This is a genomic window from Escherichia sp. MOD1-EC5990 (genome assembly GCF_002965285.1).
In the GTDB taxonomy this organism is placed as follows: Bacteria; Pseudomonadota; Gammaproteobacteria; order Enterobacterales; family Enterobacteriaceae; genus Escherichia; species Escherichia coli_F.
Window position 1 is genome coordinate 257,646 of the sequence record NZ_PTRV01000005.1, and the last position, 13,603, is coordinate 271,248.

Here is a 13,603-nt window from a genome sequence, read left to right on the forward strand (position 1 = left end):
TCGCCCTTCTTAACTAAAAAGTTAAGTGGAGGGCGAAATTAATATGTTAAATCATAGAGCATTTATTAATTTTTTCAGTCTGTTAGTGTGCGATTATCGATAACAAAACGATATTTCACATCACCACGTAGCATTCGCTCATAGGCTTCATTAATTTGATCGGCCCGAATCATCTCTATATCAGCCACGATGCCATGTTCGGCGCAAAAATCGAGCATCTCCTGTGTTTCTGGAATGCCGCCAATCATAGAGCCGGCTATCGCGCGGCGTTTCATGATCAGGTTGAAAACTTCCGGCGATTTATGCGGTGTCGCAGGCGCACCAACCAGCGTCATGGTGCCATCGCGCTTCAGCAAGGTGGTAAAATCGTCGAGATTATGTGGCGCAGCTACGGTATTCAAAATGAAATCGAAACTCTTCAGATGAGTCGCCATCTCATCGGCATTGCGTGAGTTAACAACTTCATCGGCCCCCAGGGCTTTTGCCGCTTCGCGTTTTGACTCAGACGTGGTAAACGCCACTACATGCGCCCCCATCGCGTGGGCCAGCTTTATCCCCATATGCCCCAGACCGCCAATGCCGACCACTCCCACTTTTTTACCCGGCCCGGCCTGCCAGTGACGTAGCGGCGAGTATGTGGTGATCCCTGCACACAACAAAGGCGCCACCGCCGCCAGCTGCTCTTGCGGGTGACGAATACGCAGAACATATCGCTCATGAACGACGATCTGTTGTGAGTAGCCGCCCAGCGTATGGCCCGGTTCATCCGGCGTCGGCGAGTTATAGGTGCCGGTCATGTGATCACAGTAGTTTTCCAGCCCATCTTCACACTCTTCGCAATGTTTACAGCTGTCGACAATGCAGCCGACACCGACCAAATCGCCCGGTGCATGTTTTTTTACCTGATCACCAACGGCTACCACGCGCCCCACAATTTCATGACCCGGCACGCAGGGGTAAACCGTCCCCGCCCACTCGGAACGCACCTGGTGGATATCGGAATGGCAGACGCCACAGTAAGCGATTTCGATTTTGACATCATGCGGTCCCGGTTCACGCCGGGTAATATCCATCGGTTCCAGCGGTTGTTTAGCGGAATATGCACCAACAGCTTTGATCTTCATTGTGTTTACTCCTGATTAGCTATGTGTATTTGGCGATGCCTGATATGTCATCGCGGCAAAACGCGTCCATTGAATATAGCCAATATTTAAACCACCCGATCCAGCCCCAACATGCCGCGAGCCTGAATGAAACAGAGCAGCAACGTTCCCCATAAGGCCATCGTCAGGTAGGGGCTTATCCCGAGAATATTGAAGCCGCTTTCAATAATTTGCAGAAGAAACAGCGCCAGCACCATACCAATTATCCGCCCGCTGCCGCCGTCCGGATTAACCCCGCCGAGTACTGCCGCGAGGATTGACACCAGCAAGTACGATTCGCCATAAGAGGCCTTAGCCGAGTTGAGTTTCGACATCATCAAAAATGCCGCTACCGCACAAAGCAAGGCGGAAATGACATACACCCATATCAGCACCCGACGCGTGTTAATACCGGAGTAAAGTGTTGCTCGTTCGTTAGAACCAATCAGATAAATGGATTTACCGAGCGGCGTTTTCTCCAGCAATATCCACAGCCCCAGCGCCACTGCGGTAAACAACCACATCGGTAGCGGAATACCGAACCACTGTGCATGATTCAACCACAGCACCCATGAGGGATAATTGGCAATGGCGCTACCGCCTGTCACCAGAATATTTACCCCCTTGAGCAACGTCATCATCCCAAGCGTTGCAAGAATTGGCGACACTCGAATACCAGCAATCAATACGCCGTTACATAAACCGATTATCACCGCCGCGCCAGCGCCCGCCAGCAGCGTAGCGACAACCGTAGCAATACCCGGTGGATACTGAGTCGCCACCCACGCCATCACCAGTGAACAGGCGTTAGCAGTGGCAATAATTGACAAGTTAATGCCACCGCAAAGCATGGTCACCGCCATAGCCAACGCCAGAATGCCCAGCACGGGCATTTGCGAAGCGACGGACTGGAAATTACTTATCGACCAGAAAATCTCCGGCATAGTAATGCTGAAGGCGGCAACAGTTAGCACCAGCAGGCCGATCAAGTAAAACTCAACGTTATTACGCCACGATTTTTTCATAGCAGACTCCGGTTCTGATGCTGACTCCACGCCGTGGCGCTAATGCTGGCAACGATGATGATGCCTGTGATCAATGTTTGCCAGTAAGACGAGACTCCCAATAAATTTAGCCCGTTTTGCATCACTGCCAACAACACCACGCCGAGCAAAGTACCGGTTAACGTGCCGCGCCCGCCGAGCAAACTAGTGCCGCCAAGCACCACCGCAGCCAGTACTGTCAGCTCATAACCCAGAAGAGAATCGGGGGCGACAGTCATCACCGTCCACGACTGCACTACACCCGCAGCACCAGACATCAATCCCATATAGCCGTAAACGAAAAGTTGCAGTTTCAGCACGCTAAAGCCGATGCGACTGGCTGATTCACGGTTACCGCCAAGGGCATAAATTTTGCGCCCTACACTGGTGAAATTCATGATAAACGCTGTCAGCAGCACCACCGTAATCATGGCGATCAGCGGCAGACCAAGGCCATAGTCATAGCCGTCAACATCGGTGTACTTGAACAACATTACCCCCTGCTCAAACCACGGCGGAAAGTCGTACAGCCACACACCTTTACTCAACCATAACAGCAGGCCATAGAAAATATTCAGCGTCGAAATGGTGATGATGATAGAAGGCACCCGTAGGCGATTAACCAGTAAGGCGTTTATTAAGCCAAGTAAAATGCCGATGCCGCCCGCCAGGGCAAACGCGACAGCAAAGTTGCCACCCATTTTTTGTAGCAACAGCACCATGCCGTATTGCGCAATGATGGTCATTGCCGGAAACGAAATATCAATTCCACCGGAAATTAACACCACAAACAAACCACAGGCGAGAATAGTCAACATGGCATAGTTATTGGCGAGATCGTACAAATTACCGAATGTCAGAAACTCGTCGCTGCGCCAGGCAAGGCCAACAAACAGCCCCACAATCAGTAATGCCAGCCAGAATTCATGACGTTTTTTCAGTTCAACCATTTACCACCTCCGCAATCCTGGCCTGAGAACTGCTGTCAGGCAGGAAGCTATGGGTGATCTGACCTTTTTGCATTACCAAAATCCGGTGGCTTTGATACCACGCTTCTTCAATTTCATCGCAGATCATCAATACCGCAATGCCATGAGCCGCCAGATCGCTGATAATGCCGTATATTCCTGCTTTGTTGGCGATATCAACACCGACAGTCGGGCTATCGAGAATCAACAGTCGTGGCCCAATCGCCAGCCATTTGGCGATCGATACTCGCTGCGCGTTACCCCCGGAAAGCGTATTCACCGGGAGATGTGGGTCAGAGACTTTGATGGTCAATGCCTTAATTAGCCTGTCCACCAGGTCACGCACTTTAGCTTCACTCAGAAAGCCGAAGCGATCTTTTACCTTGTGAAAAACAGTGCTAATGATGTTGTCTTCAATAGATTGCGCCATCACCAAACCGCGCGACATGCGATCTTCCGAAACATAACCAATACCGTGGCGGATGGCGTCCTGGTTACTATGCAGTGTAACCGGCTGACCGTTGATGAGGATCTCACCAGCATCCGGTCGGGTCATACCAAACAGACTCAGACATAATTCCGTGCGCCCCGCACCAAGCAGGCCAACAATCGACACCACTTCGCCCGCTTCCACCCGCAAGTTAATATTTTGATATTCCCCATGACGACTTAAATTACGCACCTCCAGCACTGGGGTGCTGGATTTTCCCTGCCACAACTCTCGCACCTGATATTCAAACTCCTGGCCGGTCATCAGGAAACCGAGTTGTTTTGTGGTCATCTCTGCAGCCGGAAAGGTCCCGACCAGCTCACCATCTTTCAACACTGAAATACGGTCGGAAACTTCCATCACCTCTTCCAGACGATGACTGACGAAGACCACGCAAATCCCGCGTTCCCGCAATTGATGCACCACCTGTAATAACCCTTGCACTTCCTGATGGGTCAGCGAAGCGGTTGGTTCATCCATCACGATCAACCGTGCGTCCTGCGCCAGTGCACGGCAAATTGCCACCAGCTGACAGCGGGCAATTGAAAGCTCAGAAACGAGCGTATCCAGTGGCAATGTGACGTTAATACTGGTCATTGCCGCCTGCGCCACCTCACGCAGACGACGTCGGTTAACAAACAGACCGTGGTGATAGTGATTCACGGCGATATTCTCCCAGACACTCAGGTTAGGAAATAAAGAGAGGTCCTGATAAATCACCTGAATCCCCTGCGCCACCGAAGCGGCGGGTGTCAGCTTTGACCAGTTTTTCCCACCAAGCGTAATTTCCGCCCCCTCATCCGGGCGATAAACACCGGACATAATTTTAATCAACGTCGATTTACCACAGCCGTTTTGCCCGGCAAGGCAGTGCACCTCACCCGACATAAAGTCGAGAGAAACATCGCGCAGCGCTCGCGTGGCATGAAACGTTTTGTTGATATGACGAAGGGAAAGGAAGGTTTCCATAGCATCCCCTGGCAATAAGAATCGGGGCTTTCGCCCCGAAGAAATGGATTAATAAAGTGAGTCAATATTGTCTTTGTTGACCAGTAATACCTTATGGAAACGGATAATTCGCTTATCCATATCTACGTCGGCCTTACCGAGATTCTCCATTTCTAATCCAGGTTTGATCTCTTCACCCTTCAGCAACGTGCTGGCGACGGCCGCGAGTGCGTAACCTGCAGAGGCCGGATCGTAAGTAATCCCTTCGGTGATATCACCACTTTTAATCAGTGATGCCGCCTGTGAAGGGATCATCATGCCATAGACTGCGACTTTATTTTTCGCCCGTTTCTCTTTCACCGCACGTCCCGCGCCAATCGGACCGTTTGAACCAAAGGAGACAACCGCTTTCAAGTCAGGATAGGTTTTCATGAGGTCCAGTGTGGTACGACGTGAGTCATCCACACTCTCGGCAACCGGCATACGGCGAGTAACTTCATGCATATCCGGGTAATGCTCTTTCTGGTATTTCACCAGCAAGTCAGCCCACAAGTTATGCTGTGGCACGGTCAAACTACCCACGTAAATCACATAGCCGCCCTTGCCACCCATGCGTTTCGCCATATGTTCAACATATTCAGCGGCAAATTTTTCGTTATCAATGATTTCGATATCCCAGTTAGCACTTGGCTGACCGGGGGATTCGTTGGTCAGAACCACAATTCCGGCATCTCGCGCTTTTTTGAATACCGGTTCCAGCACGTTGGCATCGTTTGGCACAATTGTAATTGCATTAACCTTACGGGCGATTAAATCCTCAATGATTTTAACCTGTTGCGGAGCATCAGTACTTGAAGGTCCCACCTGTGACGCATTAACACCAAAGGCTTTACCCGCCTCGACCACACCTTCGCCCATGCGATTAAACCACGGCATACCATCGACTTTAGAGATATTCACCACGACTTTTTCCGCTGCCTGGAGCGGCGAGGAAATTAGCGCAGCGCCTAATAACAGCGAAGACACCATATTGATAACAAAACGTTTATTCATCATTTCAGCCTCATTGCAGGGTAGTCAGGAAGTGTTCGCCCAAATTAGCGCGCTGGAGAGAATAAGAATTTTCGAATATTTTTATGCAGAATAAACAGCCCTATTTCAGGCAGCTATTAAAAATTTGGTTATAAATATGGACAAAACGGGCAGTAACAATAAGTGTGACAATCATCACGTAAAAAATAGTAAAACAAACACAATTAACGATATTTTATGTTTGTGAGTTTATTTCATGCGGATAGAGAGTTATCTACACAACTTCAATGAGGGCATATTCTTCAAAAATAACGTCCATTTCGGGTGAATAGCTTCCCTCTGCCTGGAAAAAACGACGGTGTTCATTGCGCCAATATTCAAGACTAAGATCACCTTCACCTTCCTTACGGGCAAGCTCCGCGGTGACATCAGAAAATCGCAGTAAATGCAGGCCAATCACTCTGATAACACATACAGGCTCACCACGGCTATTTTCTACAATCTTATACTCACCAATCATCGGAAATGCGTTGTCTTCAATACATCCTGCCAGCGAACCACAGGAAGCAGTTTTAACACCAGTTGCAATCAACGTTGCGAGGTAATCGGCCAACGCTGCTGAATCGCCAAAACTACAAAAGGAAGCATGGGGATATTTTTGTGAGATTTTTTCTTTTATGGTCATGAGAATATTTTCGCGATTACGGAAAAAAAATCACATCTTAATTACTGTCGATAACTATCAGCAAGAGGATCATTGGTTTTTCTATGTTTAATCTTTTTTATCCGAAGCAGGTCACATTTATGGCTTGATAAATACCTTTGTTAAAACTCACTTTTGTGTATTTCTCTCAAATAATCCCCTGGAAATTATGCCGGGAGATTATAAAGTTCAGGATCATTCATTAACAAACCATTCCCGCCCCACTCCCTGGGGCTTAAATCTCTTACTATTCACCGTTGCAGGCGTTTCAAATTCGTATCAACCTGCCACACTCCCCCACACCAGTTGCCCTTTATGGAACGTTGCGGTTCTCGGCGAGATACGCGCCACCGCCTCGGCGGAACAGGAGGCGTCCACCAGCACAAAGCTGGCGTCATCCTGCGCTTTAGGCCAGACGCGCTCGCCTTTTTCGTTGAGCGGCAATACATCACCAGTGGCTAAAAACAGCGAGCGGGAAAGGTTCTGTTCGTTAGGGCGAATATAGAGCTGCGCGTACAGATTGGCTTTTTCCAGCATGTCGCCCAGGCCGTAAGGCGACCAGTGGTCAATAACGCTGTCAGTGCCAGTCATTACTTTTACGCCTTTGTCGTGCAGTTGTCTAAGCGGCATATGCAGCGTGCCAATCGGTACCGTCGAGGCAATAGAAATTTGCTGCGCCGCCATCCGGTTCGCCAGTTCATCTACCTGTTGCTCGTTGAGGGTAGCCAGCGCAAAGGCGTGGCTGATGGTCAGCTTGCCTTTTAGCTGCGGCGTTTTCTCCACTGTTTCAACCATATAATTGATGGCCGCCACGCCCGCCGGAGTGGTTTCGTGCAGGTGAATATCGACGCCTTTGTCGTAGTCCAGCGCAATCTGGAACATGGTGTCGAGGGATTTTTCCATCGCGCCATCAACACTGGTCGGGTCCAGCCCGCCAACGTAATGCGCGCCTGCCTGCATTGCTTCACGCATCAAGGGTTCCGATTTCGACAGCAGCAAACCGTGCTGCGGGAAGGCGACAATTTCACACTCGAAGCCCGCCTGACGTCGCGCCAGCACCGCCTGCAAATTTTGCAGATTTTTCAGGCCGGAAACCGGTTCGATATTGCAGTGGCTGCGGGCAATGGTGGTGCCTTTCGACTGCAATAAATCGATCAGTTTTTCTGCCCGCTCCTGCGTGTAGGGTTGCAGTTCCGGCAGCATTTTTTGCTCGAGTTTGATCATGTCCTGGATGGTGGTGCCTGCCGGGCGATTGAGCGAGCGCCACGGTCCGCCGTAAAAGGTTTTGTCGAGATGAATATGCATGTCGCGAGTAGTGGGCAGCATCAGCTTACCGCCAGCGTCATATTGCGGCAGCGTGGCGTCCGGATGCTGCTTGTTCTCATGTAGCGCAACAATTTTACCGTCCTGAATCTCCACGGTCTGGCGCGCCGTGCGGGTCTGCACCGCCACACCGTTTTCGTAGTCAAAACCGGTTTCCAGCAGCACGTTATCAAGATAGTAATGCGGGTCAGTGATTTTCATGGTGTTATTCGCGTCGCAGTGGGTTGTGCCAGAGACCTCCGCATGGGCGAATGGCACAGAGGTACCAAACAGCGCGGCGGCGGTGACCATCTTACCGCTCTGGCTCAGAAATTCACGGCGGCTATTGTTTTTTTTCATCTTACGTCCTTACGTTTTAATAATATGGGTGCCCGTTTCGCCACGCAGCGCCGCGGGCAGGCATTCCGGCGTGGTGATAATCACTTCTTTACCGCCCTGTTCCAGGAACGTCAGGCTGGCGATGATTTTTGGCAACATGCTGCCTGGCGGGAAATGCCCTTCCTGCATATAGCGGGTCATGGTGGCAATATCCACCCGATCCAGCGCCTGCTGCTGCGGTTTGCCAAAATGAATACAGACTTTTTCCACGCCAGTGGTGATCACCAGAATGTCGGCGTGAATTTCACGGGCCAATAGCGCGGTAGAGAGATCTTTGTCGATAACCGCGTCCACGCTTTGGTAATCCCCCGCTTCACTGCACACCACCGGAATTCCACCGCCGCCCGCGCCAATTACCACAAAGTCTTGTTGGATCAGCGCCTTAATGGCAGGTGCTTCGACAATACGTTTCGGTTCCGGCGAGGCGACCACGCGGCGATAGCCGCGTCCGGCATCTTCAACAAAACGCCAGTCAGGGTTAGTCTTTTGTAATTCGTCACGCTGGCTGTCACTAAAGAATGCGCCGATGGGCTTGGTGGGATGGGCAAACCCCGGATCGTTTTTATCCACTTCCACCTGAGTCACCACAGTGACGGCTTTTTTCTCGCCGTGGCGCGCCAGCCGATTGTTCAGCGCCTGTTGGATCAAGTAGCCAATGCCGCCTTGCGTATCTGCCACACAGTTCGCCAGCGGCGTTAAGGGCAGCCCTTCGCGCTCGTGGGCAATCTCCGCACGGCGTAGATCCAGCCCAACCTGCGGCCCGTTGCCGTGGGTCAGCACAATGTCGTAATCGGAAGCCAGCATTTCCAGCACCGTATCGGCGACGGCCTTCACCGCCTCCGCCTGATGCTCAATCGACTGGCTGGCGTTATCTTTGATAATGCTGTTGCCACCAATGGCAACGACCACAAGCTCTTTCATATTGTTATGTCCGCTACAGAGGGTGATGAGGTTATGAAAGTGAGGTTGCCCCTCTCCCCAGAAGGGAGAAGGGATCGTAAAGTGCACTTTGCAGGTCAGACGCCGTAACGTTCGCACCAGCCAAGAATGGCTTTTTCGAAGCAGGCGAATGGTGGATGCACAATGCCCGCGCCAATCATGCCGACGCCCGCATCTTTATGGGCAATGGCGGTGTTGATCACTGGCAGAATGCCACTGCTACCCACGCGGGTGATGTCGATTGCCGACGGCACGCCCATAAATCCGAGCAGCGGAATGGTGACGTTCGGGTTTTCGCCGAGGGTGATTTCACGCATCTGGCGGGAGAAATCGATAGCCTCTTCCACCGTACCGCCCACCAGCGCGACGATAGCGGGTGCGGTCGCCATAGCAAATCCACCAATGCCGTAGGTTTCGGTGATGGCGCTGTCGCCAATATCCAACCCAGAATCTTCCGGCTTATAACCTGCAAACATCGGGCCGATCACCTGCTGCGCCGGGCCGGTAAACCATTGCCCCGGCAGGCCGCTGACCCGCAGGCCGAACTCGACGCCGTTACGCGCCATCGTGGTCACCACGGTGCTGTATTCGATGCCGTGCGCCGCATCCATCGCCGCTTTACACATCGCCATCCACGTCGGGCCGGAGAAGTAGTCGCTGCTGGCGACAAACTCAAACACTTCGCGCTGTTGCTCGACGGAATAACCCGCCTGAATAATCCCCGGCGTCAGCGCCTGAATCAGCAGCGTCGTCCCGGCGTTATTGCGGTTATGGCATTCATCGCCCATATGCAGCGCCTGCGCCAGCATCAAGCGCAGATCGATCTCGCCGATAATTTTCATCGCGTCACGCAGCATTGGCCCCTGCACATCGCGCATCCAGTTGAGGCGGTCAATCACGCTCTGATCGTTGGCACCCATACGCAAAATCTTCGCCATCTGCTCGCTCATATTGGTGTAAGCGATGTTGCCGTAGGTTTTGTTTTTCACGATGTGCATAAACATCGAGGCAGAGGTAACACCCGCCATCGAACCCACGCAGTCATGCTCGTGGCACGGCGAGAAAGTGATCTCCCCGGAAGCCGCCAGTTCGGCCGCCTCGTCGAGATCTTTCGCCAGCCCTTCGAACACCAGGGCCCCGGTGACCGCGCCTTTCATCGCGCCGCACATTTTTTCCCAGGTCACTGGCGGCCCGGCGTGAAGAATGGTTTTCGCCGTCATGCCTGGCACCACGTTAATCGCCTGATCAAAGCCAATCAGTACCGGATGCGACTGGATAATGCGTTCCAGCGCCTGCTGGTTAGCGGCGGCGATTTTGTCTGCCAGCGGTGAATCGGCAATGTTGTCCAGCGCCTGCACCACCTGCATATTGCCCTGCCCCGGCGGCGTCCAGTCGAGTTGGGTCACTTCTACATACTGCTTTTTCAGGTCATCGCTAAACATGGCGATGCCGACGTTAATAACGTTCAACGGTTGGCTAAACAGTGACTGGCTCATCAGGCTTCCTCCCCTTTGCAGATAAATTCACGCGCCAGCAATCCGGTATTGGTGCTACTGCTCGCCAGAATCACTCCGGCATCAAGCAGCATCTGGCTTTGTTGTTCTAATGATGGCGTATCGAGATCGGTGCCCAGTACATAGGCGAGAATGATCAACTCGCGTCCTTCGGCAGCGGCGATCGCTTTCGCTTCTTTGATCGCCTTGATGGTGGAACCGACCGGATCTTCATGCGATCCAAATCCGAGCACAAAATCCATCACGATCACCGCCACTTCTGGATCACGCGCTTCTTCGATCAAGCGACTGATGCGGTTGGTGGGGTCAATCATTGGATGCGGCTTGCCGTTGGTGAAGTCGTCATCGCCAAAGTCGAGGAAGGTGTGTTTGATGCTGCGGTTGATATCTTGCAGGCGGAATTCAGGATCGGGCTGGATGTTGCTGTAGACATCGCCGTGTTTTTCCATCACCGCGAACATGGTTTCGTCGCACAGTGTGCCGCCGCAGAACAGGCCACGAATGTATTTCTGCCGCGGTTGCAGACGCGCACGCACATCCGCAATCAACGGCTGGTTCAGGGTATGCAGGTCGAGATGTTCTTGTTTCACGCCACAGAGCATCACCGCTTTCAACGCCGCCTCTTTGGTGCCGCGGGCAAACTGTAGCCCGTGCTCGTCCACCGGTGTTTCGCCACGGCCGAGGAAGCAGACCACCACCGGCTTGCGGCAGGCGCGTGCGCGTTCCAGCACTTTGCGGGCCACCGCAGGCGCGGGCGGTTTGGAGATAAGTACAATGATTTCAGTTTGCGGATCGTTTTCCAGCATCCCGATAGCGTCGAGCATCATCAGGCCGCCGATTTTCTCGCTCAGGTCGCGCCCGCCGGTACCGATCAGTTGCGAAACGCCGCCGCCAAATTCATGAATGCGGACGCTCAGCTCCTGGCTGCCGGTGCCGGATGCGCCAACAATACCGATGTTGCCGCGACGCACGGCGTTACCAAAGCAGAGCGCCGCGCCGTTGATAATCGCCGTGCCGCAGTCTGGCCCCATCATCAGCAGCCCTTTTTCGTGGGCCAACTGTTTGAGCGCCAGTTCATCTTCAACCGAGACGTTATCGGAAAACAGCATCACGTTAAGATCGTTTTGCAGCGCCTGACGTGCTTCGCGAGCGGCAAACAGACCGTTGACCGAAATCACGGCCAGGTTACTTTCCGGGATATGCTTTTTGGCGCTGGCAATCGTGGCGTAACGCGCCTCGTGCGAGCCACTTTGCGCTTTGCTGTTGAACAGTTCTTCAATCTCCACCAGCAACTGCTCGTTGTCTGCGCCCGCTTTGCCGTTGATGACAATCATCAGGTCGCCGTTTTTCGCCTGTTCCAGCTCCGGCGTCAGCAGCCCTAAATTCTTCAGAACGCCTTTGTTCATTTCGGTCGCCATCGCCACAAATGCCTGCTCGACACCGTCGAGTTTATTTGCACGTGTGGAGATAGACATCAGCGAGACAGAATCAAAATAGGTATTCGGTTTAATGACTATTTTAACTGACATAATTCCCTCCGTAGGTTTGGCTCAGCGCACAAGCATCGGCCATGCCATACAGCATGTCGCAGCCGGAACTGGAGCCAATATGTTTAATTTTTTCTATTGCCTGGGTTGAATTCCCAGGGATGCCATAAATAATGTCGTGAATAAAATGGTGAATATTTTCCCGACAACGTTGCTGTAATGCGGCTTCCAGCGTTATGGCACTTAGTAACGTGGTATTATTTCTGCCGCGTTGCAGACCGAGATAAAATTTCTCTTTGTATTTTTCCGCCGGATGCCCGGAAATAAATAAAATAAGTACCAGCCCGGTCAGATAATCATCGGCTGATGGCGTAAGGCCAATCCCTAACCCCATCATATTAGCAACCGCCAAAGCGATATTTTGTTTATCGCTTACTGCCTGAATAACTGCCCGTCGTTTAATACGTAATTCTTTATTTAACGCCTGATAAAACGGATTATCGCCGCAATAATTAAACAGGGTTTCATTTTCCCCCAGGTGCTGATGAATAATGTCGTGCCACTGTTGCCAGGCGATAAGGTGAAATTTTTCAGCGGTCATTTGCAAGGTTGGGGACAGCCAACGCTGGCAATGACTCATCTCTATATGAAGATGTTGACCAACCGTAATGCCTTGATCGTCAAACTGAACTTTATCACCATGATGGAACAGACCATTAAAGTGAGTGAGTGCCAACCGACAACTGTTTGGCGCATTGTCGTACTCTTCACAAAGCAGCGTCAGCAACTGCTGGCGGGCCGGAAGTGCGATATTTACCGCTCTGGCAAAGACCTGTTCAACCTGTCCTTGCCCCCGCTGCGCCAGAAAATCAGCATCCGCAGTTAGCGCCCACACACACCGTCTTTCTGGTGTGTTGATAGCAAGCCTCCCGGTTTATGCACCTGCGGCAATCAGTAACTGCGCAATCTCTTCAAAGCCTCGTTCCCGCGCCAGTTCCAGCGGCGTTTTACCATATTTATCGGTCAGATGCGGGCTGGCACCGTGCTCCAGCAATAACTGGACAATCGCCTGCTGTTTAATCCCACCATCGTTAAGCACAATCGCTTCCAGTAGCGGCGTCCAGCCAACATGGTTGGTCTGGTTAACGTTAATATCCGTATGCGCCAAAAGCTCTTTTACAATACTTAAATGGCCTTTTTCACAGGCAGGCGTCAGGCCGACACCGCCGAAACGGGTTACACAATTAAGGTCTGGTTTAGCCGGTAAAATAATTCGTAGTAGCGTTAAATCACCGTTCAGGCAGCTCATTAAAAAAGGATTTAAACAGGTCTGGTCTTGTTTATTAATATCCGCACCGGCATCAATTAACGCCTGAACGCAAGCATATTGCTGATATAAACTTGCCAGCGTAATTGCCGTTTTCCCCTGGCGATCGCAGGTATTAATATCGACACCCAGCGCAAGGCAGGTTTTTACTTTATCGATATCACCCTGTTGTGCAGCCAATAAATAATCGGCAGGTAGATTTTTTATACTCATTCACATTCCCCTGGTATTTGTGGCTGTTTTCGATGAATTGAGAATAGCAACGATAATCTGATAAAAGAACCCGCTTAAATTTAATTCGCCGTATTT

12 protein-coding genes are annotated in these 13,603 nt (G+C 51.7%); all 12 read right to left on the bottom strand.

The genetic code is table 11. The features are described 5' to 3' along the window. Nucleotides 1-74 precede the first annotated feature (74 nt). On the bottom strand, nt 75-1,124 hold the full coding sequence (yahK, locus tag BEB42_RS08445) for an NADPH-dependent aldehyde reductase YahK (RefSeq protein WP_000692727.1): 1,050 nt from the start codon (nt 1,122-1,124) through the stop codon (nt 75-77). Nucleotides 1,125-1,210: 86 nt separating this feature from the next. After that, a complete protein-coding gene (locus tag BEB42_RS08450; RefSeq protein ID WP_000750346.1) occupies nt 1,211-2,167 on the bottom strand; it encodes an ABC transporter permease in 957 nt (318 codons plus the stop codon). Continuing rightward, complete coding sequence (locus BEB42_RS08455; protein ID WP_000229899.1) at nt 2,164-3,135, bottom strand: ABC transporter permease; 972 nt, start codon at nt 3,133-3,135, stop codon at nt 2,164-2,166. Before BEB42_RS08455 ends, BEB42_RS08450 begins: the two co-directional genes overlap by 4 nt. Continuing rightward, a complete protein-coding gene (locus BEB42_RS08460; RefSeq protein WP_000447340.1) occupies nt 3,128-4,612 on the bottom strand; it encodes a sugar ABC transporter ATP-binding protein in 1,485 nt (494 codons plus the stop codon). Before BEB42_RS08460 ends, BEB42_RS08455 begins: the two co-directional genes overlap by 8 nt. 48 nt (nt 4,613-4,660) lie before the next feature. Beyond that, nucleotides 4,661-5,644: an autoinducer 2 ABC transporter substrate-binding protein gene (locus tag BEB42_RS08465; protein ID WP_001042116.1), complete on the bottom strand. Its 984-nt coding sequence runs from the start codon at nt 5,642-5,644 to the stop codon at nt 4,661-4,663. Nucleotides 5,645-5,897: 253 nt separating this feature from the next. Beyond that, a complete protein-coding gene (locus tag BEB42_RS08470) occupies nt 5,898-6,308 on the bottom strand; it encodes an ASCH domain-containing protein (RefSeq protein ID WP_000152767.1) in 411 nt (136 codons plus the stop codon). A 297-nt stretch (nt 6,309-6,605) separates the two neighbouring features. Then, entirely contained in the window at nt 6,606-7,988 is a 1,383-nt protein-coding gene (locus BEB42_RS08475) for an amidohydrolase family protein (protein WP_000740015.1), read from the bottom strand. A gap of 9 nt (nt 7,989-7,997) precedes the next feature. Further along, nucleotides 7,998-8,948 (bottom strand): carbamate kinase family protein, encoded by a 951-nt coding sequence (locus tag BEB42_RS08480; protein ID WP_000661624.1) that lies wholly within the window; start codon nt 8,946-8,948, stop codon nt 7,998-8,000. Nucleotides 8,949-9,043: 95 nt separating this feature from the next. After that, nucleotides 9,044-10,462: a DUF1116 domain-containing protein gene (locus BEB42_RS08485; protein ID WP_074500896.1), complete on the bottom strand. Its 1,419-nt coding sequence runs from the start codon at nt 10,460-10,462 to the stop codon at nt 9,044-9,046. Continuing rightward, nucleotides 10,462-12,009, bottom strand: a complete 1,548-nt coding sequence (gene fdrA / locus BEB42_RS08490; RefSeq protein WP_000111785.1) for an acyl-CoA synthetase FdrA — start codon at nt 12,007-12,009, stop codon at nt 10,462-10,464. The genes BEB42_RS08485 and fdrA overlap by 1 nt, the downstream gene beginning before the upstream one ends. Then, nucleotides 11,999-12,862 (bottom strand): DUF2877 domain-containing protein, encoded by an 864-nt coding sequence (locus BEB42_RS08495; protein ID WP_001353422.1) that lies wholly within the window; start codon nt 12,860-12,862, stop codon nt 11,999-12,001. The genes fdrA and BEB42_RS08495 overlap by 11 nt, the downstream gene beginning before the upstream one ends. Before the next feature lie 39 nt (nt 12,863-12,901). Continuing rightward, nucleotides 12,902-13,507 carry an ankyrin repeat domain-containing protein gene (locus BEB42_RS08500; protein ID WP_000023646.1) on the bottom strand — a complete coding sequence of 202 codons (606 nt, stop codon included), beginning with the start codon at nt 13,505-13,507 and terminating at the stop codon, nt 12,902-12,904. Nucleotides 13,508-13,603 lie beyond the last annotated feature (96 nt).

Bases quoted from the DNA above. Each gene is read 5' to 3' on its own strand.
- yahK (WP_000692727.1), bottom strand. From the start codon at position 1,124: ATGAAGATCAAAGCTGTTGGTGCATATTCCGCTAAACAACCGCTGGAA.
- BEB42_RS08450 (WP_000750346.1), bottom strand. From the start codon at position 2,167: ATGAAAAAATCGTGGCGTAATAACGTTGAGTTTTACTTGATCGGCCTG.
- BEB42_RS08455 (WP_000229899.1), bottom strand. From the start codon at position 3,135: ATGGTTGAACTGAAAAAACGTCATGAATTCTGGCTGGCATTACTGATT.
- BEB42_RS08460 (WP_000447340.1), bottom strand. From the start codon at position 4,612: ATGGAAACCTTCCTTTCCCTTCGTCATATCAACAAAACGTTTCATGCC.
- BEB42_RS08465 (WP_001042116.1), bottom strand. From the start codon at position 5,644: ATGAATAAACGTTTTGTTATCAATATGGTGTCTTCGCTGTTATTAGGC.
- BEB42_RS08470 (WP_000152767.1), bottom strand. From the start codon at position 6,308: ATGACCATAAAAGAAAAAATCTCACAAAAATATCCCCATGCTTCCTTT.
- BEB42_RS08475 (WP_000740015.1), bottom strand. From the start codon at position 7,988: ATGAAAAAAAACAATAGCCGCCGTGAATTTCTGAGCCAGAGCGGTAAG.
- BEB42_RS08480 (WP_000661624.1), bottom strand. From the start codon at position 8,948: ATGAAAGAGCTTGTGGTCGTTGCCATTGGTGGCAACAGCATTATCAAA.
- BEB42_RS08485 (WP_074500896.1), bottom strand. From the start codon at position 10,462: ATGAGCCAGTCACTGTTTAGCCAACCGTTGAACGTTATTAACGTCGGC.
- fdrA (WP_000111785.1), bottom strand. From the start codon at position 12,009: ATGTCAGTTAAAATAGTCATTAAACCGAATACCTATTTTGATTCTGTC.
- BEB42_RS08500 (WP_000023646.1), bottom strand. From the start codon at position 13,507: ATGAGTATAAAAAATCTACCTGCCGATTATTTATTGGCTGCACAACAG.